Below are 23,038 nucleotides of genomic sequence, written 5' to 3' on the forward strand. Positions count from 1 at the left end.
CCCCTCCCTCGCTTGGTTGGGTGCCTTCCTTTTTTTTTTTTTCCTTCCCCCCCCCCCCCCCCCCCCCCCCACCCCCAAGGCCGCCAAGGGCGCGCTGGCGCAGCCAGAGGTTCCTGCGGGCGCGGGAGAACCGCCGCGACAGGCCAGCGGCAAAAGCCGGGGCTCAGCGGCCGCGGGTCCAGCGGCTGGCTGACGCAAACAGCGGCGTTTTTGTGGCCAGGGCGACCATCGCATAGACTAGGAACCCGGCTGGATCCGACAGCAGCAGCTTCAGCACAAAGCCGCCGTCCGGAGGTGATTTGTCTTCATTCTGCTGCAGGACAGGGAATTTGCCGGCCACCTCCGCCACGCCGGCATTTTGCCGCCGCCGCACCCGCACTAGGTTGCGGAAGCCCTCCACCATCGGCCAGCTGTAGACAGCCGGCACTTTCACCCGCTCGGACGGGGCGAAATTCAGCCGGGCGAAAATGTCATCGGCGATGATATCCGGCCAGTCCCCCCAGCGCTGCCGTCCGGCCCGGTTCATGGCGAACACGCCGAACCCGGGCACGCCGCCGGTGACAAACGGCAGCCGGCTCCAGAGCCGTGCATAGGCACGGGTCACCGCACTGCGCGCCAGCGCCACCTGCGGGCGGCCGCTGGCATAAAGCGGCACGTCCTGCGCCAGCACCGCGGCAATCCGCGGGATCAGCGCCGGGCTGACGCCAACATCCGCATCCAGATAGATCAGAAGATCGCCGCGGGCCGCCGCATCGCCGGCATTCAGCGCACCAATCTTGCCGCCTTCCGGCAGTTCCAGCACCCGCAGATCCCAGCCCGCAGACGGTCTCTGCGCGCGGGCCAATGCGGCCGTCTCATCGCGGCAGCCGTTTGCCAGCACCAGAACCTCAGCGGTCATGCCCTGCGGCAGCGGATCCGAGGCAAAGACCGCCTGCAGGCACCCTGCGATATACGCCGCCTCATCATGGGCCGGGATCAGCACCGAGACCTGCGGCGTCATCTGACCGCCTCCAGCGCGTCCCAGCGCGGGTTCTCGTCGCTCAGAACCCGCAACGCCCCCCAGCTGCCCCATTTCCCCGGCACGCCAACGTCGGCATAGGCGGTGAACAGACTGCCGCCCAGGGCGCTCCAGCCCGCCAGCAGTTCCTGGTACAGCCTGCCCATCTCGGGCGTATAGTTGAAATGGGTGAAGAACCCGGTAAGTGTCTCATCCTCCACCATCGGACCGATGCCGACCACATGGCTGCCGCCCTCATACATGATCAGCTCCAGACCGTGTTGCCGGGCAATCCCGGCATGGTAGGGCAACACCCGCCCCAGCAGATCGGTCAACGTGTCGGCGCCGTCGCCCGAGATCAGCCCGTCGCGCAGCTCCGCTCCGGCCTGGGCCGAGGCTGCGTCATACTGATGCCTTGCCGCAAACTGCTCTGCGGCGGTGCCGGTCAACCCGCGTTGCGCCGCCACGGTCCGGGCCTGCTCGCGACTGCCGGCGATCCAGGCGCGGACATGGCCTGCGCGTTCCGTGACGCCAAGGATACCACCGAAATAGCCTGTCACCGCATAGGCATCGAAATAGGCGGCAGGGGGCTTGCGCCCCGGCTGTTCCGCCTGCCACAGCGGCGCTGACAGAACCTGTTCTTCCAATCCCAGCCAGCCGGTCTGCGAGGAAATCACCCGCACCAGCCGCTCGCTGCCTTCGCCAAAAACCCGGGTCCAGATCTGCGCAACCTCGGCGGCCCGGCCGCCATAGAACTGCATCCACAAGCCATCGCCGCCCCAGCGCGCCTGCGCCTGCGCTTCGGCCCAGGCGGCTTGCTGGAATTGCCAGTTCCAGACCTCGTTGGAGTATTCTGCATAGGCGCGCAGGTCTTCATCCAGCCTGCGCTCCGTCAGCCGTGCGAACTGGCGGACATAGGTATCATCCGCCATATGCGGCATGGTGAACCAGGGATCCGCCCCCAGCGTGTTGGCCAGCGCCAGCATGATTTCCGCCGGAACGCCTTTCAGCGCCCAGGTGTACTCCGGGACCCGCGGCCGGTCCTCCCAGCCGGTTTGGCCGGAGTCATTGGTGGCCATCCAATCCATGAACCGCAGCGCGGCAAACCCGTCCAGCCGGTCCAGCCACAACGGGTTGAACAGGTCGCCCTGCTCATAGGCTTCCAGATGCTCCTCCTTCACCACCCGGATGTTGCGGACATAGTCCGCGCCGCTGCCAGTACGCCGCCCGGTCCGCTGAATCCGGATTTCCACCGGGCCGGGGCCGGGGGCATAGTCAAACCGCACCTCGCCCTTGCCATAGCGCACGTTCTCGGCCCGGCCCGCAACTTCGACAATGCCCTGGCCCTCGAACCGCAGCACATAGCGGCCCGCAAGCGAGACGGCTTCCTTTGGCAGATCGGTCAGGATCACGGTGCCGATGGAGCTCAGCTCAGGCGGGATGGCGGTGGGCCAGCCCTCCGGGTCCAGATAGCCGGCAGCCAGAAGATCCTGGTGATCCGCACCGCCCCAGCGTTTCGGCAGATGCCCGATCCAGGGACGCGCGGTCTTGAAGTGATCCAGGAATGGCGCCTGGCTGCTCCAATCGGCGATGGCTGCCAGGTTGATGGCGACGGGCTGCCGGGCGGGGATGGCCTCCGGGGCGGTTCGATCTGCGGCCTGCACCGTGTTGAACGCAGGCAGAGCAGGCTCCCGCGGCAGCGTCGCAGGATCCGGCGGCAGCGCGGCGGTGCGCACGCCGGTGCCCTGGGCCGCAGCCCAGGCGATCTGCTGCAGCCGTGCCGCCAGTTCAGGCGGCGGCGCGGGATAAGGCTTGCCCCAGCGGTCGCTCAGCTGATGCGGCAGACCCGCCGGATCCTGCCCGGTCAGCACCGCGTACTGCAGCAGCGCCAGAAAATAGAAACCGGTGGCATTGGGGTGGATATCATCGGCAAACACATCGCGGATGCTGCTGAGGCCGGGCAGGGTGCCGGCCAGGATCGCATCCTCCAACCGGGCCATGGCCTGCCCCGCAGGCAGCAGTTTCACGCTGCCGCCGGTGGCGGTATTCACTTCTTCGACCACCGCCTGCCAGCGCGGCAGGTCCTGTCTGATCCGCGCGCGCCAAGGCACATCCGCGCCTTTGTCAAAGGGCACTTCGGCGCCGGTGCCGCTGTCCAGGCTGTGCCAGGTTTCCTGCAGGTAGAACGCGGTATCCGGATTGGCCGCCCGCGCCAGCTCATAAAACCGGGTCGCGGCACCTTCGGTATCGCTCCACTTCAGATGATTGGACAGCGGTATCGCCTCGGTGATGATCACCGCATCGGCCGGCTGGCGCAGCCTTTCACGTGAATCAACGCCCTCGGCGGTGCCGCTGTGCTGCCAGTTGTAGCTCAGCGGCGCGCCATTGATGATCTGCGCTTCGACGGTGGCTTCTGCGCGGGTATCCAGCAACTGTTCCAGCATCTGCGGATTGTCCGGCCCGAACAGCGAATGGCCGATCATCACAACCGAGGTGATCAGCGTCTCCAAATTCATCCGGTCTCTCCAGCCGCAGGCAATCCGGTGCGGGGCAGGGCGCGCACCACTTGCCAGACGATCCGCTGCACCGCAGCTGCGGCTTCAGGGCTGAATGCCTCTGCCGGGCTGCCATCGGCGCGGGTCAGGTCATGCGGCAGCCCTGCAGGTGCACGCTGATACAGCACCGCGTAATGGGTCAGCGCGACCGCATAGGCCCCCAGATCATTGACATGTATGGTATCGAGACCGCCTTCGGACGTCCGGGCAAACAGCGATTCACGTGAAGCCAGGCCCGGGATCCCGCCGCCCTCCGCTGCCCGCGCCAGCGCCGCCAGCACCTGTCCGCCGGGGATCAGATAGACCGGCTGCTGCGGCTGTCCGCGGCTGTCGGGCCCCAGCAGCTTGTTGACCCAGAGGTGTTCCAGATCGGTGCTGATCCGGTCCAGCCAGTCCTCGGGATCGTTCAGCCTGTGCCAGGTCTCATACAGGTAAATGCGTGTGTCCGGCGAGGCCGCCCGCGCAAGGCCGGCCCATTTGCCCAGGTATTCTGCCGCATCAAAGTAGCGGATGGCATCGCGCAGCTCGACCATCTCGGTCAGCACAACCGCGCCGTAGTTTCCCGAACCGATTGCGTCTTTTGCATCCCGGTAAGCAGGCGCCTGATTGGCGGTCTCAAAGTCGAGGATTTCCTCCTCCGCCTCCCAATGCGCCCTGAGCGGCGTGCCCGAGCCCAGCTGGCTGTTATAGCCATGCCCCTCCGGTGCCAGCTGCGCCAGCATATGCGGCATGTCCGGCCCGACCAGCGAATGGCCGAGGTGAAACACCTGCAGCGGGCCTTTGGGCGGGGTCAGGGGAGGGGGCACCGGCACGCTGCGGCTGCGCGCCGCAACTGCTGCCAGCCCCAGCGCTGAAACCGCCGCTGCCAGGGCCAGAAACCCGCGCCGCGCGATCATCCGCGCCCCCGGATTTCCGCCGTGGTGATGATCAGACCGGCGCCAATTGCAAACCGCCCGCCAACCGCCTCGCCACGCGCAAACGGCGGCCGGCCGGCGGTGAACACAGCCTGATAAGCGCCTGCCGCCAGATCAAACTCCAGCTCCATCCCGTCAAAGCCGTAAAAGGCCCGGCTCAGCGTGTACTGGCATTTATAGGCCGCTTCCTTGGCGGAAAATATCACCTTGGCCATCTGCCCCGGATTGTCCTGCCGCCGCAGCCAGGCCTGTTCGCGCTCCGAGCAGATCGCGGGCAGCAGCGCGTCTTTCAGGGGGGTGTCCTCTTCGATGTCGATCCCCAGCGCCTGAACATCGCCCGTTCTGGCCAGCACCGCCATGGCGCAGCTTTTGGTATGGGTAAGCGAGCCCACCAGCCCCGCGGGCCAGACCGGTGCCCGGTCGCGGCCCACCGGAACCGGAACAGGGGGCAGGCCCAGCTGTTGCATCGCCTGATGCGCAGCGCTGCGCCCGGCGGCAAATTCATTGCGCCGCTTGGCAACCGCGTTGGGCGACAGGCCCGCGGCCTCCTGGGCAAAGGGCACCGGCAGGGCGGCCAGCGGGTCCGCGCCCGCCACGGCCACATCCGCGGCAAACAGCGGCCGCATCAGATTCAGCCGCTCTGCCAGTTTGTTTTCGGCCTCTGTCATCCGGTCCTTGCTCTGCGGTTTGCACGCATCGCCCGCCGCTTTGACATGGTGCCAGCGCGGTCAGGCTTTTGGGTGTCCTGCGGCTGTTGTTCCGCATTTGCAGGGGGGCCTGCAAGCCCCTCGATGTGGGTGGCCAGCCCGGCCAGCGTCGGGAAGCGGAAGATATCGGTGATCGACAGCTTCGCGGTGTTCAGTTCCTCCCGCAGCTCCCGGTGCGCCTGCACCGCCAGCAGCGAATGGCCGCCAAGCGCAAAGAAGTTGTCCTGCGCGCCAATGCCGCTGACGCCCAGGATGCGGCTCCAGACGGTTGCGATCTTGGCCTGCGCGCCTGCATCCAGCGGCACCGCCGGCGCGGCTCCGGCCCGTGCCGGTTTCGGGTCCGGCAACGCCTTGCGGTCGATTTTCCTGTTCGGCGTCAGCGGAAAAGCCTCCAGCGTGACGATACGCGCTGGCACCATCACCTCAGCCAGTTTTGCCGCCAGTGCCCGTTTCAGGGCATCCTCGGCAACCGGTGCGGACACCGTGATATAGCCAGCCAGCTGCTCGGCTCCGCTTTCGCCGCGCGGCACCGCCACCGCTCCTGTGACACCCGGGAAGGCCGCCATGGCAGCCTCGATTTCGCCCAGTTCGATCCGCTGGCCGCGGATCTTCACCTGATGGTCGCTGCGGCCCAAAAAGCCCAGCCGCCCATCCGCAGTCCAGCGCACCAGATCGCCGGTGCGGTACAGGGGGCCATCGGCGAACGGTGCGTTTACGAACCGTTCAGAAGTCAGCGCCTGCTGCTGCCAGTACCCCGCCGTGACGCCCGCGCCGCCAATGTATAATTCACCGGGAGTCCCCGCGGGGACAGGCGATTGTTTTTCGTTCAGCACGTAAACCTGCGTATTCGCAACCGGCGTGCCAATCCCGGCTGTCCCCGCGGGGACAGCGCTGATTTTCTCCACCGTCGACCAGACCGTGGTTTCGGTCGGGCCGTACATGTTGTGGATTTCAGCCCCTGTCGCAGCCTGTAAGTTTTGCACCAGATCGCCCGGCAATGCCTCGCCGCCCAGCAGCAGATGCTGCAGCTGCCCCAGGCAGGCGCTTGCGTTTTCATCCGCCGCGATCATCCGCGCCATCGAGGGTGTGCATTGCAAATGGCTGACCCGGTGGCGCAGGATCTGCGCGCCCAGCGAGAAGTCATCCGCGGCCAGTTCCTGCGGCGCGTTCGTGAGACGCAGCACCTCGGCCAGCGGTTTCAGCCCCTCCAGCACCGCATCCGGCGCGATGCCGTAATCGATCAGGCAGGCAATTTCATCCACCCCGATCCGCTTCAGCTGCTCGACACGCCGGCAGGCGTCCCCGATGGTTCCGAACAGGCCGGCCTCCTCGAAATAGCGTTCAAAGGCAAAGTCGAGGATCGCTTCCAGCTCCGCCTCCGGCAAAGACCCCAGATCCATCTCGAAAGGGGTCTCGACCCCTTCGGGTTTCTTGAACGCCGGGAAGGCCCAGGCATATTGCTTGATCAGCCCTGCCGCCGAGCGCAGATAACCCTTCATCGGCTCCCGCGCCACCTGGCGGGCCTCCTCGCGGGTCGGCGCCAGATAGCTGTGCAGCATCAGCGTGACCTTGAAATCCGCAGGGTCATGGCCGGCGCCGCGCAGGGCCGCGTGATAAATGCGGATCTTGCCCGCAACCTCCTCAATGCTCTGGCCCAGCAGATGGGTCAGCACATTTGCCCCGATCGCGCCCGCCTCGCGCCAGGTCTCCGGGTTGCCCGCAGTGGTGACCCAGACCGGCAGCTCCCTGGATACCGGGCGGGGCTGGGTGACAACGGTGTGGCCGCTGCCGTCCCCGCGGGGAAAGGCAACTGCCTCGCCGCGCCACAGTTTGCGCACGGTTTCAATGGCCTCAAACAGGGCGGGTTTGTTTGCAGGCGGCGTGTTCTCCGGCCGCAGAATGAAATCATCCGGCTGCCACCCCGAGGCAAAGCCGATCCCGGCGCGCCCTGCGGTCAGGTTGTCGATCACCGCCCATTCCTCGGCGATCCGCGCCGGGTGGTGCAGCGGCGCGACGCAGGAGCCGCCGCGAACGCCGATGTTCTGAGTCACCGCGGCGACAGCGGCACCTGTTACCGACGGGTTCGGGTAGGGGCCGCCAAAGGCATGGAAATGCCGCTCCGGTGTCCAGACTGCATTGAACCCGTGGTGATCGGCAAACTTGGCGCCTTCCAGCAGCAGACGGTATTTCTGCGGCCCCGGCCCGTCGTCATTGCCCCAGTAGAACAGGTTGAAATCCATTCTGCGGTCTGACTGTGCAACCGGGCCCCTGGACAATTCCAGCCGGCTTTCATCGCTGGACAAGACCAGCTTGACGCCGCGCGACAGGGTCCAGAACAGTTCCAGCACCGAGATGTCAAAGCTGAGACTGGTGACCGCCAGCCAGGCGTCGCCGGGCTGATGCGGGATGCGCTGATCCATGCCGGCAAAGAAATTCGCGGCATTGGCATGGCTGACCATCACCCCCTTCGGCAGGCCGGTGGAGCCGGAGGTGTAAATCAGATAGGCCAGATCGCTGCCCGTGGCCCCGCCATCGATGTTATCTTCGGCTGTCCCCGCGGGGACGGTCTCGATTTCCAGCACCTGCGCGCCGGAGGCCGGCAGTTTCCCAGCCAGCGCCGCCTGCGTGATGATCACCTGCGCCCGGCTGTCGCTGATATAATGCGCGATCCTGTCTGCGGGGTAGGCCGGGTCCAAAGGCACATAGGCGGCGCCGGCCTTCATCACACCCAGGGCGGCAAAAACCAGTTCGGGCCCGCGGCGGATGTGGATGCCTGCATGCGTACCCGGTTTCACGTCCATTTCACGCAGGCGCCGGGCCACCGCATTGGCGCGGGCATTGACTTCGCCGTAGGTGAAACTCTGGTCCTCAAAGACCAGTGCGACGGCGTCTGGCGTGTTGGCGGCCTGGGCTTCAAAGGCTGCGTGGATGGTCAGATCCGATGGGTACTCGGTTGCGGTCCGGTTCCAGTCCTCCAGCAGCATCTTGCGTTCGGAATCCGGCAGCATAGGCAGGGCGGACACCGGTTGGCTTGCATCCTCGGCGAGGGCGACCAGCACCAGTTCCAGCCGCGCGGCAAGCAGGTCTGCGGCGGTGCTCTCCAGCCGGGCCTGGTCCGTATGCAGCGCCAATGTGCCATCACAGAAGGCGACGGTGGCGGTGCAGCCGGAAACGGCGGCGTCTTTGTCCAGCGACAGGCCTATGGCGGGTTGAGAAAAACCAGAAATCTCCGGAGCGCGCGCAACCAGATCCTCGGAAAATCCGCCGTATTCCCGCATTTTTTCAATAAGCTGACAGGTTTTCGCCTGCAGGTCTGAAGCAGTTTCTTCCCGCCGCGCTTGCAGCGGCACCCAATCAGAGATCAGCCCGGGAACCGTGTTCATGCCGCCAATCGACAGCGCCACATCCGCGGTGGTTTCGCCGCTGCTGAGCAACGCCCAGGCCAGCACTCCGGCAGCGGCCTGCTCCCGGTTAAGGCCGCCAGGCAGGGCAATCCCGCGGCGGGCCATCCCCGCATTGCCGGTATCTGAGGCCAGCGGCACCTGGACCGGCTGCATCGCAGCCAGCGCCTGGCGCCAGTGCTGCTCGCCGGCCTGCGTGACGGCCATCTTTGCGGTGAGGGTTTCGGCGTCCTCCGCGGTCAGCGCAGGCAGCATGCCGCCGGCGTGGATCAGCCCGGCCGGCTCCAGCGGTCTGCCCGCAGGGGTGGTCAGCCGCGACAGCAACAGCGCACCGTCCGCAGTGGCGATTTTCACGCTGTCTTTATGAACGTCTAGCACCGTGCCGGGGGCGCCGGAGCCCGCTGCCGTTTCCGCGGCACCGGTCAGAACCACGCGGCCGCCAATCCGCAGTTTTGCAGCGCACAGCGGATTCCAGTAACCGCCGGTGTCCAGCGCGCGGACCAGCCGCGCCAGTTCGGCGGCGGGGCGGCTGAAATCCAGCAGCCCGCCGGCGGCGGGAAGGTCGGATTTGGCGAACACACGGCGCTGGCTCAGGTCTTGCGGCTGCCGGTTCAGATCGCCGGTTTCCAGTTGCGCGATCACCTCGCCAAAGCTGTCCATCGCGGCGGCGTAGCATTTGGAGTTCAGGCTGAAGGCGGTTTCTTGCTCCGTCAGACCGAACATCCGCTGGGCCAGGATATCGCCCTCGTCCACGCCGCCCTCGATCAGGTGCCAGCTGATGCCATGCTGTGCTTCGCCGTTGATCAGCGCCCAGTTCGGGGTGTTGAGGCCCGCGTAGGCGGGCAGCGGGCCGTCGTGGAAATTCACCGCGCCTTTGGCGGCCAGCGCCAGAATGTTCTGCGGAATCACCGTCAGGTTGGCAATTGACAGCAGCCAGTCGAACCCGCCTTGCAGCTGCTGCTGGCTGTCCAGAAGGGTCAGACCCCTACCGCCGGCCCAGCTGCGGATACCGGGATCCTTGGAGACCACAGCGCGGATCCGGTGGCCGCGCGCCAGCAAGGCATCGGCACAGCCGATCAGCAGGGTTTCATTGCCGATCAGGGCACAGGTAAATGGGGTCATTTCTGCTCCTTTGCAGGCGGAGAAGCCGGGCGTGTTTCCTGCGATGGTTCCGGGCGCGGCGCAGCCATTGCCCGCAGGCTGTACAGGATCAGATCGCGCAGGAAATGCGGCGGATCCGCCTGCGGCTTGTTCTGGATCAGGCGGCGCAGGCCATAGATCAGGCTGCCCGCGGCCCGTGCCAGCGTGGCGGCGGCGGCATAGGCGTGCCCGTGGTGCTTGACGAAGTAATGACGGCGCGAGTCGAACCAGTATTGCGGGGTGCGCTGCCAGGCTTTCATGCCGGTGGAGGCGGACCCCACATGGGCGATCTCGCTGGCCGGGACATAGTGGGTGCGCCAGCCCGCACGGGCGGCGCGGCGGCAGAGGTCGGTTTCCTCGAAATACAGAAAAAAGGTCTCGTCAAAGCCGCCAACGGCCTCGGCTGCTTCACGCCGGATCATCAGGCTGGCGCCGGCGGTCCAGTCGACCTGCAGCTCCTCCTGCGGCAGGTCCATGGCGACCACCCAGGGTTTAAGAAGCCGGGTGAACATTCCGGTGCGCACGCTGGCTTCGAACTCGCCCGCGATGGAGGGGAAGCGGAAGGCGGTGCGGTGCGGCGTGCCGTCCGTGCCGCGCACGTAAGAGCCGGCCAGACCTGCGCCGGGATGTTGCAGCAGGAAATCGCGCAGGGTGCGGATCGTGCTGCCCTGCACAAAAGCGTCGGAATTCAGCAGGTAATAGAATTCCGGCGCGCTGCCGTCCGACAGGCCGGCCTTGATGCCGGTATTCATGCCTGCGCCAAAGCCGCCGTTCACCGGCGCGGCGATCACCCGGAGCCCGCCGCTGGCAAGCCAGCCGCGCGCCTCTGCCTGTGCGCGGATCTGCTCATAGGAGCCATCGCCGGAACCGTTGTCGATGATCAGCAGCTCGCCAGGCAGATCCTCCATTTCGCGCAATGCGGCCGCGGCTGCCTGCAGGGTCATTTCCGGCGTGCGGTAGTTGAGGAGAATGGTGAGGATGCGTTGCTGGTCCATGAATGTCACTCCGCGGCTGCGGCGAAACGGGGCCGGGCTGCCGCTGCATCCGCGGCATCGAGCCGGGCCTTGATGCCTGCGGCCAGCACACTGACATTCGGCACCAGCACCATGCTGTCATGATCGCCCGGCACTTCGGCCACCTCTGCCTGCGCGGCCCAGCGGGTCCAGTCGTTGTCGTCAAACACATATTCGCGGGCTGCGCTGACCCAGTTGCCGCCGCTGACCTGCCATTTGCGGTCGAGCGGCGGGCGGAACAGCGTCAGCGGACCGCTCCAGGGCCGGAGCGCATAGGTTTTGACGGCGGTGCGGAAGGCCAGCTCAATCTTGCGGTTGTTGAAGTCGGGCCGGGCGCCGGGCTCAATCGGGGCGGCGCGGCGTTTCTCAAATTCCCAGGCGATGCGGGTTTTGGCCCATTCACCAAAGTAGCCAGCCCCCTTGCTGCGTAGCTCGGCCAGTTTGATCAGCGCCTTGTCGCGGCGGCTGAGCGGCGGGCGCACCGGCAAGGGCGTGTCCAGCAGGATCAGCGCGGCAGTGTCCTGGCGCTGATCCTTCAGCTGCTGCGCCATCTCATAGGCGGTGATGCCGCCGCCGGAAAAGCCGCCCAGCAGATAGGGGCCGTCGGGCTGGATCCGGCGGATTTCATCCAGGCAGCTTTGGGCCGCATCCTCGATCCGGTTATGCGGGGCGCCGTTCCCGACCAGCCCCTTGGCTTGCAGGCCATAGACCGGGCGGTCCTTGCCCACCAGCAGGGCCAAATGGCGCAGGTTCAGCACGTTGCCGAACATGCCCGCGGCCAGAAAGAACGGCCGCCGTCCGGTGCCGTCGCCCGGATGCAGCTGAACCAGATGGGTGAACTGCGGTTTGTCTTCGGCGGCGGCGGGTGTTCCCGGTTCCACAGCCACTCCGCCGCCGGTAAGCCCGATGATTCGCTCTGCCAGCGCGGCGACGCTGGGGGCCTCGAACAGCACCGACAGGGGAAATTCCACGCCAAAGCCGCGTTTGATCTGGGCGAACAGCCGCACCGCAATCAGGGAATGGCCGCCCAGGTCAAAGAAACTGTCGTCGATCCCGACCTGCGACACCCCGAGGAGGCCGGCAAAGAGGCCGGCCAATTCTTCCTCTACCGGGTTGCTGGGGGCGGCATAATCGGTGTCGAGCTGCGGGCGTTCAAAGGTCTGCGCGTCCTCAGCGGCGGCGGTTGTCTGCCCTGCCTGTGCGATCAGCGCGGGCAGGGCCAGCGAGGATACCACCACCTGCGGCAGACCGGTGGCCAGGGCGCGGGCCAGGGCGTTGCCGCCTTCTGCGGCTTTGATGCCGTTGGAGATGTTCAGCTGCAGGCGCCGTTCCTCGGCTGACAGGGGCTGGGTGCCGGCGGCGGGTTCCAGGCCCAGGTCAGCGGCGGTGGCGTCCGCCTGTTCCCTGTTGGCTGCGGCGTCGAACCCGGCGGTCAGGCGCTGCATCCGGAACCCTTCGATCCGGACCAGAACGGCGCCATCCGGATCGGTCAGCGTAATATCAAAAGCGGCAGAGCTTGCATCCGGCGCATCCGCCAGCCGCACATGGCTGCAGATGCTGGAGGTAAGCGGCGCGAACACCCGGATCAGCCGGTAGGAGACCGGAACCCAAAGCGCGCTGGCGTCATAGCCGGGAATCAGCCCCATGGCCCAGCCGGTGGCCAGATCCAGCAGGCCGGGATGCAGCAGGCAGCCATCCTGCGCTGCGATGTCCGGGAGTGAGAGAGAGGCGAGCCCTTCGCCGTTGCCCAAGGCCGCGCGGTCCAGCACATGCCAGCGCGGGCCGAACCGCAGATGCGCCTCCTGCGCGGAGCGCAAGCGCCCGTCGATCGGCGCCTGCTCCTCCGGGCATCGGGTGAAAATAGTCTGGAGGTTGAGTGCGACGGGGCGTTCTGCCACCGCCGCTGAGGCCAGCATAGCCTGACAATTCAGAAAGTAACCTTTTGTACACCCCGAGTAAACAAACAGTTCATAACCATTTTCATTAGCTTCAATCTTTGCCAGGATATTCTGCGGCTGCTGTCCGGATGCAACCAGAGGGCGCGTGAAATAAAGGTCGCGGATTTCGAACGGCGTATCGATGCCGGTTTCCGCCAGCGCCTCGGCTGCCATTTCGATGTAGCCGGTGCCGGGCATCAGGGCGGTGCCATCAGCGGTCCGGTGTTCGTCCAGCAGCCAGTCAGCGGCGGCAAAACGCGGTGTGAAAATGCGGTTGCCGGCAGTGTCGGACCCGCGTTCCTGCAACAGCGGCTGCAGGCAGGGTTCCCTAGGGCCGGCTGCCGTGGCGCCGTTGCGGCTGGCCATGGCGTCGGCGGCCATGCCGGTATCGGACCACACCCCCCAATCAACTGCCATCACGCGGGTGCGGCCGCCGGCGCGGTGCTTGGCCCAGGCGTTGAGGAATTCATTTGCTGCAATGTAATCCACCTGCCCTGCCGGCCGGGTCGCGGCGGAGGAGGAGGAAAACAGCACCATCAGCTCCAGACTGCCATCCGGGAACACAGTATCCAGCGCCCGCAGGCCGCTGACCTTGGGCGCAAGCACCCGGGCGATCTGATCCTCGGTCTTGGCCAGCAGCGGGCCGTCATCGATGACGCCGGCACCGTGAATCACGCCGGTTACAGGCCCAAAGGCGGCTTCGGCCCGTTCACGGGCGCTGCGCAGCTCGCTGCTGTTGCAGACGTCGGCGGCCAGCGCCAGCACCCTGCCCCTGCCGGAGGTTTCCAGCGCCAGCACCGCGCGGATGCGCCGGGCGGTGCGGTTGGCCGGGCTGTGGCCGCGCAGGCAGCGCTCCCAGGTGTCGCGCGGCGGCAGACCTTCGCGGGAGATCAGCGAGATCCTGGCGCCGTAGTCCCGCATCAGATACTCTGCGATGGTCAATCCGATACCGCCATAGCCGCCGGTGATCAGATAGTGGCCGCCTTCGGTGAACGGCGGTGTTTGCGGTTCAGGCAGCGGCTGCGGGCGCCAGGCCAGTTCATACCGCTTTTCGCCGCGCCAGGCGGCGGCGGTGTTCGCGGGGTCCGCCATCAGCTCTTCCAGCAGACGCGGGGTGATGTCCGCCTCTGCAGTCGGTTTCCGGAACGCAAACCGCGCTTGCGGTTTTACTGGCAGTTCTATGTCGATGGTGGCGCAGGTCAGCCCCGGAAGCTCCCGCGGGATCACGCCGGCGGGGCCTGCTATCATCGCTTTTTCGGGGCAGGGCAGTGTCTCGGTGCGTACTTGCGCTGCTCCGGTGGTGAAAACGCTGAAATGCACGGGGCGGGGCAGATCGGCGTTGCCCAGTTCCTGCGCCAATGCGGTGAGGGAATGGAAACCCATTTCGAGGTTGCGGTCAAAGAAGGAAGAGCCGGGGCGGAAGCTCTCGGCCTCGGTCACCAGCCAGAAATGGGCGATGCGGTCCGGCAGCAGCCCGGCGCCTGCCAAGTCTGCCAGCAATGCGCCATAGGCAGCGCGGCCCTGCTCGGGCGGCAGGACATATGAGGTCGGGGACAGCTGCGCATAGGTGTCGCCGGCGCGGACGCGGGCAACGCTGTGACCGGCGGCTTGCAACTGCTGCGCGGCGCGGGCGGCGTGGCCTGTTTCATCTTCGAATATCAGCCAATTGTGCTGTTCCAGGTGCAAGTCTTGCGCCACGTCCAGGGCGCAATCGGCGAATCTGGGCCGCCAGGCGGGGCGGTAGCCCCAATCAGCCAGGTTTTCATGCCGGGCCGGGGGCGTGTCTTCCTCGATTGCGGGTTTGCCGGGTTCGATGAAATAGCGGCTGCGCTGAAAGGCATAGCCGGGCAGGGGCAGGCGGTTGCGCCGTGCCCCGCCCCAGATCTGCTGCCAGTCGGCCTCCACCCCGCAGGCCCAAAGCCGGCCGATGACGCCGAAGAAGTAGCTGTCGTCCATCACCTGCTGATCCGGATGGCGCAGCGAGCTGAGCACCTGGCCCGGTTGCACCGCAGGCGACATCTGCGCCAGCGCGCTGAGCGCCTTGCCGGGGCCGACCTCAAGGAACACCCGGCCCGGGGTTTTGGCGAGGGTACCGATGCAGTCGGCATAGCGCACGGTATTGCGCAGCTGGCCGACCCAATAGTCGGCGCTGGTGGCCTGTTCAGCAGTCAGGGCTGTGCCGGTGCGGTTGGAGATCACCGGCAATTTCGGGGCGGACAGATGCAGGGTGCGGATGAAATCGCCATATTGCTGCAGGATGCCGTCCAGCATCCGCGAATGGGCGGCAATGTCGATCTTGATGCGCTGATGCTCCACCTCGCGCGCGGTGAGGTCCGCTGCCAACCGGTCCAGCGCGTCTTGCGGGCCGGACACGGCGGTCAGCGCGGGGGCGTTGACGCTGGCAATGTCCAGATCGTCAGTGATCAGGGCCTCGACCTCTGCCAGCGGCAGCGCGATCGACAGCATGCCGCCCGCAGGCACGGTGTCGAACAGCTGCCCGCGCAGCAGAACCAGGTCGATGCAGTCCTCGAAACGCATGACGCCGGCCAGGCAGGCAGCAGTGTTTTCGCCCATTGAATGGCCGACCATGGCGGCGGGTTTCACGCCCCAGCTGATCCATAGCTGCGCCAGCGCGTATTCCACGATCATGATCAGCGGCAGCTGCGCCGAGGGCTGCTGAAGGCGTGCATTGGCAGCATCTTCTTCGGCCGCTTCCGGCAGCCAGATGGCGCGGATGTCGTAGTCGAGGCTCTTTTGCAGATGCTCCAGCCCGCGGTCCATCCAGTCGGCAAAGACCGGCTCGGTTTCGTAAAGGTCGCGCGCCATGCCTGCGTATTGCGCGCCGCCGCCGGGGAACATGAAGACGACCTCCGGCGCGTCGCCGAGGCGGTCGTGGGTAAAGACCCTGCGCGGGTCGTTTTCTGTCAGGATTTCAGCGGCTTCGGCAGGGGTTTCCGCTACCAGCACCCGCCGTTTGGCAAAGCCGCGGCGGCCTTCTTTCAGCGTATAGGCCACGTCAGCCAGATCGGCCTCGGGGTTTGCCTTCAGATATTCCGCCAGCGCCTGGGAATTGGCCTCCAGCGCGGATTTGGACTGGCCGGAGATGCAGAGGATCTGGAATGGGAAATCGCTTTCTTCCGTGGCCGCGCGCTCCGGTGCCTCTTCCAGGATCACATGGGCGTTGGTACCGCCGACACCCAGTGCGTTGACGCCGGCCCGGCGCGGCCCCTTGTGCGGCGTCCAGGGCGTGAGGGCGGCATTCACATGGAATGGCGAGCCGTCGAAGTCAATTGCCGGGTTCGGTGCCTCATAGCCCAGCGAGGGCGGGATTTCCTTGTGATGCAGCGCCAGCGCGGTCTTGGTCAGGCTGGCGACGCCCGCCGCGGTGTCCAGATGGCCGATGTTGGTCTTGACCGAGCCGATGCGGCAATAGCCGGTATCCCCGGTCGTGGCGCGGTAGGCATCGGTCAGCGCGGTGACCTCGATCGGGTCGCCCAGATAGGTGCCGGTGCCGTGGCATTCGACATAATCGATTGTCTCCGCCGGGGTGCCTGCAGCCTCCAGCGCCTTTTGCACCGCTGCCGACTGGCCGCCCACCGAGGGCGCCAGATAGCCGGCCTTGTCCGCACCGTCGTTGTTGATCGCGGAGCCCTTGATCACCGCCCAGATGTGGTCGCGGTCGGCAATCGCATCCTCCAGCCGCCGTAGCGCCACCGCGCCGGCGCCGGAGCCGAAGACAGTGCCTTGCGCCCGGTGGTCAAAGGCGTGGCAATGGCCGTCGGGGGAGAGGATCTCGTTTTCCTTGTAAAGATAGCCGCGGCCCTGCGGCAGCTCGATGGTGACACCGCCCGCCAGCGCCATATCGCACTCGCCCTCGCGCAGGGCCTTGCAGGCGTAATGCACCGCCACCAGAGAGGTGGAGCAGGCGGTCTGCACGTTCACGGACGGCCCCTTCAGGTCGAAGACATGGCTGACACGGGTCGACAGGAAGTCCTTGTCGTTGCCGGTGTGGCGCAGCAGGAACATGCCCACGTCATCGACCAGGCCGGGGTTCGAGCAGATGTTGAAATAGAAATAGCTGCCCATGCCGCAGCCCGCATAGACGCCAATCGGGCCTTGCAGGCTTTCGGGCGGATGGCCCGCGTTTTCCATCGCGCCCCAGGCGACCTCAAGGAACTTGCGGTGCTGCGGGTCGAGGATGGCGGCTTCCTTGGGGCTGAAGCCAAAGAATTCCGCGTCGAATTCATCAAACCCCTGCAGTCCGGCGGCGGCAGGCACATAGTCCGGGTCGGCCAGAACCGAGGGCCGCTCGCCGTTTGCCAGCAGGGTGTCCCGGTCCAGAATCGCAATCGATTCAATGCCGCTGCGCAAGTTCTGCCAGAACAACTCGGCTGAATTTGCACCGGGGACTGTCACGGACAACCCGACAATTGCTATATCTCCGGCTGCGCCCCCCGCCGCGGGTTTTTCATCCTGCATCGCCAATACCTGACCCACTGGTCCCCTAAAGCAGCCCGGCACAACGATGCCAGACTGCTTTGCAGAACTGGCAGGCGCCCGCCGGGCGGGTTGATTTATGCTGCCGGAGTATTCCCCGGCTGGTTGCCCGGGTCCGGCAGCAACAGATCCCCATCTGTGCCGCAACCCGGTTTCAATCTGTTTACTTTCGTCAATCCATAGGGCTGTCCTGTGGACGCATTGTGTTGAATTGAGCCTGAAAAGCGGAAAGATTGCGGCATCACAGAAGACTTCGCCTCTCCGGCCCGGCGGTGTCTGGCAGCAGCGCCTGCGCCCCGCCAAACAGGGCAGGTTTTCGGCTGAACAAGTCCGGGTAGAGCAATCGTTCGGCGTAGCCCAGAACCGACCCGGCGCACATCCAGGTGATCGGGATCAGCGTGGCATTGAGCAGCATATCCACCATGGTTGCGGCCAGGATCAGGGCAATCGGCGCGGCAAACGGCGAGACACTGCCCTGCGGCGCGTGCCGTGCGGCCTGTGCCAAAAGAACCAGCGGAGCCGCCAGCAGCCCCATTTCAGCAATGTATCCTAGCCAGCCGAAGGCGCCGAACACGATGATCCAGCGTCCGTCGGGGATCGACAGGATCTGCCCGGTTTCGGCGTGGCGCACCAGGTTGCGGCCCCAGCCGCCCCAGCCGAACCAGGGCTTTTCAGCAGCGCGTGCCAGCAATTGGGTTTCGTTTTCAAACCGGTAGTTCAGCGACTGCGCCCGCTCGGCGCTGATTGCCTCGGCCTGCGCCACCAGCGCTTCGGTCGGCACCAGCCCGGTGTTGCGCAGCATCGGATAGACCGCGGCAATCAGCGCCAGCAGCAGCGCCGCCCGCAGCTGCCACCGCAAGGGCGCCAGCGCCACCACAGGTGTAAAGGCCAGCGCATAGGCAAGCGAGGCGAGGCTTTTGCAGAGCACCAGCACGGCAAACAGATACACCGCTGCCAGCATCAAGCGCAGCCTTTGGCCCGAAGCCTCTGCGCGGGCCAGGGCCGTGGCGGCCAGCAGCGCCGACAGCATGAAAAACGCCAGCCACAGCGCGTGGGGCAGGAATACGATGGGGCGGAAGCCGCCCTGGCGGATCATCTGGCTGAAGTCATGCTGGAAAAAGCCGTAGACCCAGACATTGATCTGCGGGCTGAGACGGATCTCGATCAGCGATGGGACCGTGTAGGCCAGCCCGCCGATCATCAGCGCCAGCAGCAATTCGCGCTGGGCGCCGGGGGTGGAGAGGTAACGGCGCGCCAGCAGGAACGGGATCAGCACGATCATCTGGTTGATGATCACGGATCCAAGGTCGCGCCAGCGCAGCCCCGGCAGCTGACCGGTCAGAAAGACAATCGGATCGGAATTGGCGATTCTGCGGAACAGGACCGGCTCGCCATTGGTCAGCACCGTGGGGACGACGCCGAACACAAACAAAAGCGTCAGAACCCGCACCGCCGGGTGCCGCGGCAGCAGCGGCACCGGCCTGCGCAGCAGCAGCAGGCACAGCAGGAACGCCATCACCGATGGAATGGCAAATTTGTCCATATCCGGCACCAGCGGCAGGTCGAACTCAGCCAGCGGCGGCAGCAGCAGATAGCCCGCAATAAGGCACCACAGGATCGCCCGTTCCAGCGGCAGGCGCCGGAACAGGATCAGGCTGGCCAGCGGCCAGGCCAGTAGCATCAGATAGGCCATAAAATTGGGCAATGGCCGCGTTCTCCCTCAAGTCCCCGGAATTTGCGTCAAAGTTTACCTGTTGCAAACGGCCCTGTCCCGCGGATTTGCAAGAACAGGTAAACAGCGTGCAGCTATGCCACGCTCAGGCTGCGGCAGGTGCGGGGCCGCTGGCCTGGCCGCCGCGCCGGCGGTATGAGAGGGCGGCGTTGTCGTTGGAGGCTGCATTGCATTTCGAATTTCACGGCCGCCGGGTTGCGGTGAACATGCCGGCCCGTTCCATGCTGGAAGCGGAAGTCCGCGCCCGGTTCAGGGCCGGTCAGGGGTTTGCGCTGGCCACGGTCAATCTGGACCATCTGGTCAAGATGGCGGAGGCCCCGGGCTTTCTGGCTGTCTACCAGGCGCAGGATCTGGTGGTGGCCGACGGGCGCCCTGTTGTCTGGCTGTCGCGGCTGGCCCGCCGCCCGGTGGAGCTGATGCCCGGTTCGGACATGGTGCTGCCGCTGTGCCGTCTCGCGGCAGAGGCCGGGGTTCCGGTCGCCCTTGTGGGCAGCACGGATGCGGCGCTGGAGGATGCCAAGGCCGCTCTGGAGCCGCAGGTGCCGGGATTGGACATCGCCTGGACCCATGCGCCATCGGGCCGGTTTGACCCGGACGGGCCGGAAGCGGATCATATCCTGCACCGCCTGAAGGGGACCGGGATCGGTTTGTGCTTGCTGGCGCTGGGGGCGCCGAAGCAGGAACGGTTCGCCCAACGCGGCCGCCGGATGTCGCCGCGCACGGGGTTTGCCTCCATCGGTGCCGGGCTCGATTTCCTGGGCGGCCACCAGAAACGGGCGCCTGCCTGGGTGCGGGCGGTGGCGATGGAATGGCTGTGGCGGGCGCTGTCCAGCCCGTCGCGGCTGCTGCCGCGCTATGCCAAATGCCTGGCGATCCTGCCCGCCGAAATCCTGAAGGCATGGCGGATCCGCTGACGCTTGCGGGTGCGCCGCCGGCCGGCGCCCTGGTTTTGCAAGGCCGCTGACGAAAGGGGGGCAGCGCTACTTGTATTCGAGAATGCCGCGCGCCTTGCCGCGCCAGCGGAGCCAGTAGAACTCCACGGCGCCGGCCGCTTCGGCGAATTTCCCAAGGATGGCGAACAGCGCTTGCTCAGCCCCCATGCGGCGGGCCAGGCGCAGAAACTGTGCCGGGTAAACCAATGCCGCCAGCAGCAGCAGCGGGTGCAGCAGGCCAGCGATGAGGATGCCCGCTGGCAGCGCAGCCCCCCAAAACAGCGCACGCCGGGTTTCCGCGACCCAATGGCGTTCCGGCCCGGCCCCATGCAGCGCGGCGCCTTCGGCAAAGGCGTGGCCGGCGCGGCGGCTGCGCCGCCACCATTGGCAAAAATGCTGCATCTGCGCGTCATGCAGGGTCATCTCCGCATCGATCCGCCAGATCTGCCAGCCGTCGCGCCGCAGGCGCAGGCACAGCTCCGGCTCTTCCCCGGCGATCAGGCTGCCGCGGTATCCGCCTGCCGCACGGACCGCCGCAACCCGCATCAGCGCATCGCCGCCGCAGGCCGCAGTCCCGCCAAGCGGGGTGTTCCATTCGGCGTCGCACAGCCGGTTGTAGACCGAGGCGCCGGGAAACCGCTCCCGCCGCCGCCCGCAAACCACGGCCGTCCCGGACCGCGCCTGCAGGAAGGCTGCTGCGGTGGCGATCCAGTCCGGGTCCACCTCGCAATCGCCGTCCACGAATTGCACGAAATCGGGCCCCTCTCCCAATGCAGCCAGCCCGGCATTGCGCGCCCGCGCCGCAGTAAAGGGCCGGGCGAGATCGAGATCCACCACCTGGGCGCCAAGAGCCCGGGCCGCCGCGGCCGAGCCATCGCAGGAGCCGCTGTCCACATATATCAGCGGCTGCACTTTGCCTTGCAGGGAGCGCAGGCAGCGGATCAGGCGCTCTCCCTCGTTGCGGCCGATGACCACTGCAGCTATGGCACGGGGCGGTGCCCCGATGGACGGCTCAACCTTCGGCATATACGGCTGAAAATGCGGCGAATTTTTGGGAACGGATCAAAAACCCTTTATCATACAGGTCTTCGATGCCCGAGTACTCTTGGGCCAGGGGGGTGTGAAGCGTTAGGTCGTCCTGCTGGTCCAGGACGGCCAGGCGCAATTTGTCTGCTCCATGCGGGATTGTGCCGTCATGCACGGATTGCCGGTCCCGTTCGATGGGGCTGTTGCAAAATTTATAGTGACGCAGCAAGGCGGTGAAATCGGCACACCGCACCCGTGCTGAACAATGGGGGTGCACGCCGGCCTCGACGCCGGGCTCCAGGAAAACCAGAGGATGTTTGGTCAGGCAGCACTGTTCGCCGAAGATCTTGCTGCGGATGCCGCCGAACAGGAACTGAATGTGTTCTCCGGGAACGCTGTTGTGTTGCAGAAAATAGGAGAACCCGGCTGTCAGCGGATGGCTGTGCTCATGATAGGGCACTGTTTCTATCGCTTCGAGATCGAAATACCGGTAATCTTCCAACACTTTGGAAAAAGGCCAGTCAGACGCTTCGCGAAGCGTCACGGCGGGAAACAGGTCAAGCATCTGGGCGGCCAGCGCTGTGAAGCCGTTCGCATTCATATAGCGGATGAGGCAATTCAAACCGGTGTCTTCGCGGCCTTCAAAGTCAAACAGTTCATCGATGTCAGCATAAAGGCACCATCTTCCGGTGCAGTACCGTTCCGCTGCATAGCGCCGGAAATCCGGTTCGAATTCTGCAGTCGGCAATGCAGACTGCAGGACAACCGTGCCGGGCTCCTGCTGTATTCGCCTGATGGTCCCGTCAGATGAGCCATTGTCGACAAAGACAAAGTGGCGGACGCCCATTGACCGGTAATGGGCAAAGAACTCATCCAGGAAAAACCGCCCGTCCTTGACCACTGTCACCACTGTCACATCGTCAGTTGCCGCATACTGCCGGCGCGGTCCGTGCAAGTGCCGCATCGATGCCCGCAGCCGCATTTTCTTTTTCACGCGCGTCGCCTTGCCGACAATACGCGGCATCAGTGAATGCCAGGGAGCGGATACAGTCATGCAGGCCAGAACCAGTTTTGTTTCCATTGATTTCGGAGGTCTTTATTGCGGCGTTTCGGCTATCTGTCCAAATGCCAGCGGACGATTGCACTTCTGCAGTTGAATTGCAATTGCGGCGGGATTGCTGCAGTCTTGATGGCACGAAAATGATCAGAAAGGACCGCGGCACATGGCGGTTGAGCTGACTGTTCTGGCTGGCGATGCGGGGGGCAGCCGGACCCGGCTGGCCCTGGCGGCCCCCGGCATCGGGGTCACGGCGCTGCAAAGCTTTGCCAACGACAGTTTTGCCAGTTTGGAAGATGTGCTGACGTCCTATTGCGCGCAGCCGGGGTTTCCGCCCTTGCAAGGGGCCTGTCTGGCCGTGGCAGGTCCGGTCAGGGACGGGCAGTTTCACCTCACCAACCGCAATTGGCAAGGCGATGCAGACAGCGTAAGCGCCGCACTGGGGCTGCCGCCAGGTGCCAGGACCGGCATCATTAACGATCTTGCAGCCCTGTGCCACGCCTTGCCCGCGCTGATCCCGGGACAGCAGTCCTGCCTGCGTCCGGGGCGGCCCGGCGGCGGCCAGGCACTGGTTGCCGGTATCGGGACCGGGTTCAACGTTTCCGCCGCACGGAACGGAGCCGTGCTGGAGGCCGAACTTGGCCGCGCCAGCCTGCCGCAGGCCGTGTTTTGCCGCCTGCAGGGGCTGCTGGATCATGCGGCGGAGGGCTTTGCCAGCACCGAAATGCTGTTCTCGGGGGCTGGACTGGTGCAGCTTCACCAAGCGCTGACCGGCTCGGCGGCCAGAAGTGCGGAAGGGATCAGCACCGCCTATTTGGCAAACCCTGAGTCGCCCGAGGCACGCACCGTGTGCGAATGGGCGCATCTGCTGGGGCTGATGGCGCGCGAGCTGACAGCGGCCTATCTGCCAGGGCAGGGGATGTTCTTTGCCGGCAGCGTGGCGCGCGGGGTTTTGAACTCCCCCGCGCGGGCGCATTTCCTGGAGAGCTATACCGCGCCGGGCGGGCAGCTGGGAACGGTCTGTGCCGATACGCCCCTGCGGCTGATCACCGATGATGCGGCCGGTGTCGGCGGGGCGGCACGGGTGGCGCTTGCCGCCGCCGGAGCGGCGGTGTGAAACCCGCAGCCGG

At 65.9% G+C, this 23,038-nt stretch carries 12 protein-coding genes; 2 read left to right on the forward strand and 10 right to left on the reverse strand.

Going from position 1 to position 23,038, the window contains the following annotated elements; genetic code table 11:
• Nucleotides 1-163: 163 nt before the first annotated feature.
• The 8 genes from AC0KW6_RS16015 to AC0KW6_RS16050 all read right to left on the reverse strand — a co-directional run bounded on the left by AC0KW6_RS16015 (nt 164) and on the right by AC0KW6_RS16050 (nt 18,866).
• Nucleotides 164-1,000, reverse strand: a complete 837-nt coding sequence (locus AC0KW6_RS16015; RefSeq protein ID WP_474035384.1) for a glycosyltransferase family 2 protein — start codon at nt 998-1,000, stop codon at nt 164-166.
• Nucleotides 997-3,513 (reverse strand): hypothetical protein, encoded by a 2,517-nt coding sequence (locus AC0KW6_RS16020; protein ID WP_474035385.1) that lies wholly within the window; start codon nt 3,511-3,513, stop codon nt 997-999. Before AC0KW6_RS16020 ends, AC0KW6_RS16015 begins: the two co-directional genes overlap by 4 nt.
• Nucleotides 3,510-4,448, reverse strand: coding sequence for a hypothetical protein (locus AC0KW6_RS16025; RefSeq protein WP_474035386.1), 939 nt, complete (start codon nt 4,446-4,448; stop codon nt 3,510-3,512). The genes AC0KW6_RS16020 and AC0KW6_RS16025 overlap by 4 nt, the downstream gene beginning before the upstream one ends.
• Nucleotides 4,445-5,134, reverse strand: a complete 690-nt coding sequence (locus AC0KW6_RS16030; protein ID WP_474035387.1) for a 4'-phosphopantetheinyl transferase family protein — start codon at nt 5,132-5,134, stop codon at nt 4,445-4,447. Before AC0KW6_RS16030 ends, AC0KW6_RS16025 begins: the two co-directional genes overlap by 4 nt.
• Entirely contained in the window at nt 5,131-9,696 is a 4,566-nt protein-coding gene (locus AC0KW6_RS16035) for a MupA/Atu3671 family FMN-dependent luciferase-like monooxygenase (RefSeq protein ID WP_474035388.1), read from the reverse strand. Before AC0KW6_RS16035 ends, AC0KW6_RS16030 begins: the two co-directional genes overlap by 4 nt.
• Complete coding sequence (locus AC0KW6_RS16040; RefSeq protein ID WP_323783674.1) at nt 9,693-10,709, reverse strand: glycosyltransferase family 2 protein; 1,017 nt, start codon at nt 10,707-10,709, stop codon at nt 9,693-9,695. The genes AC0KW6_RS16035 and AC0KW6_RS16040 overlap by 4 nt, the downstream gene beginning before the upstream one ends.
• Nucleotides 10,710-10,714: 5 nt before the next feature.
• The gene (locus tag AC0KW6_RS16045; RefSeq protein ID WP_474035389.1) at nt 10,715-17,143 is read right to left on the reverse strand and encodes a type I polyketide synthase; all 6,429 of its coding nucleotides are present in this window, start codon (nt 17,141-17,143) and stop codon (nt 10,715-10,717) included.
• A gap of 259 nt (nt 17,144-17,402) precedes the next feature.
• On the reverse strand, nt 17,403-18,866 hold the full coding sequence (locus AC0KW6_RS16050) for a hypothetical protein (protein WP_474035390.1): 1,464 nt from the start codon (nt 18,864-18,866) through the stop codon (nt 17,403-17,405).
• 194 nt (nt 18,867-19,060) lie between these two features.
• On the opposite strand from AC0KW6_RS16050, the gene AC0KW6_RS16055 reads away from it, so the two are divergent.
• On the forward strand, nt 19,061-19,807 hold the full coding sequence (locus AC0KW6_RS16055; RefSeq protein ID WP_323780700.1) for a WecB/TagA/CpsF family glycosyltransferase: 747 nt from the start codon (nt 19,061-19,063) through the stop codon (nt 19,805-19,807).
• A 66-nt stretch (nt 19,808-19,873) separates the two neighbouring features.
• Here AC0KW6_RS16055 and AC0KW6_RS16060 read toward each other — a convergent pair whose 3' ends face one another.
• Entirely contained in the window at nt 19,874-20,851 is a 978-nt protein-coding gene (locus AC0KW6_RS16060; RefSeq protein WP_474035391.1) for a glycosyltransferase, read from the reverse strand.
• Complete coding sequence (locus AC0KW6_RS16065; protein WP_474035392.1) at nt 20,838-21,752, reverse strand: glycosyltransferase family 2 protein; 915 nt, start codon at nt 21,750-21,752, stop codon at nt 20,838-20,840. Before AC0KW6_RS16065 ends, AC0KW6_RS16060 begins: the two co-directional genes overlap by 14 nt.
• Nucleotides 21,753-22,074: 322 nt before the next feature.
• Here AC0KW6_RS16065 and AC0KW6_RS16070 point away from each other — a divergent pair, with 322 nt between their 5' ends.
• Nucleotides 22,075-23,025 carry a glucokinase gene (locus AC0KW6_RS16070; RefSeq protein WP_474035393.1) on the forward strand — a complete coding sequence of 317 codons (951 nt, stop codon included), beginning with the start codon at nt 22,075-22,077 and terminating at the stop codon, nt 23,023-23,025.
• The last annotated feature ends 13 nt before the right edge of the window (nt 23,026-23,038 follow it).

Source organism: Leisingera sp. SA215, from assembly GCF_055902035.1.

Excerpts from the sequence above, each read along its gene's own strand:
- AC0KW6_RS16040 (WP_323783674.1), bottom strand. The coding sequence starts at position 10,709 with ATGGACCAGCAACGCATCCTCACCATTCTCCTCAACTACCGCACGCCG.
- AC0KW6_RS16070 (WP_474035393.1), top strand. The coding sequence starts at position 22,075 with ATGGCGGTTGAGCTGACTGTTCTGGCTGGCGATGCGGGGGGCAGCCGG.
- AC0KW6_RS16025 (WP_474035386.1), bottom strand. The coding sequence starts at position 4,448 with ATGATCGCGCGGCGCGGGTTTCTGGCCCTGGCAGCGGCGGTTTCAGCG.
- AC0KW6_RS16030 (WP_474035387.1), bottom strand. The coding sequence starts at position 5,134 with ATGACAGAGGCCGAAAACAAACTGGCAGAGCGGCTGAATCTGATGCGG.
- AC0KW6_RS16015 (WP_474035384.1), bottom strand. The coding sequence starts at position 1,000 with ATGACGCCGCAGGTCTCGGTGCTGATCCCGGCCCATGATGAGGCGGCG.
- AC0KW6_RS16060 (WP_474035391.1), bottom strand. The coding sequence starts at position 20,851 with ATGCCGAAGGTTGAGCCGTCCATCGGGGCACCGCCCCGTGCCATAGCT.
- AC0KW6_RS16035 (WP_474035388.1), bottom strand. The coding sequence starts at position 9,696 with ATGACCCCATTTACCTGTGCCCTGATCGGCAATGAAACCCTGCTGATC.
- AC0KW6_RS16045 (WP_474035389.1), bottom strand. The coding sequence starts at position 17,143 with ATGCAGGATGAAAAACCCGCGGCGGGGGGCGCAGCCGGAGATATAGCA.
- AC0KW6_RS16020 (WP_474035385.1), bottom strand. The coding sequence starts at position 3,513 with ATGAATTTGGAGACGCTGATCACCTCGGTTGTGATGATCGGCCATTCG.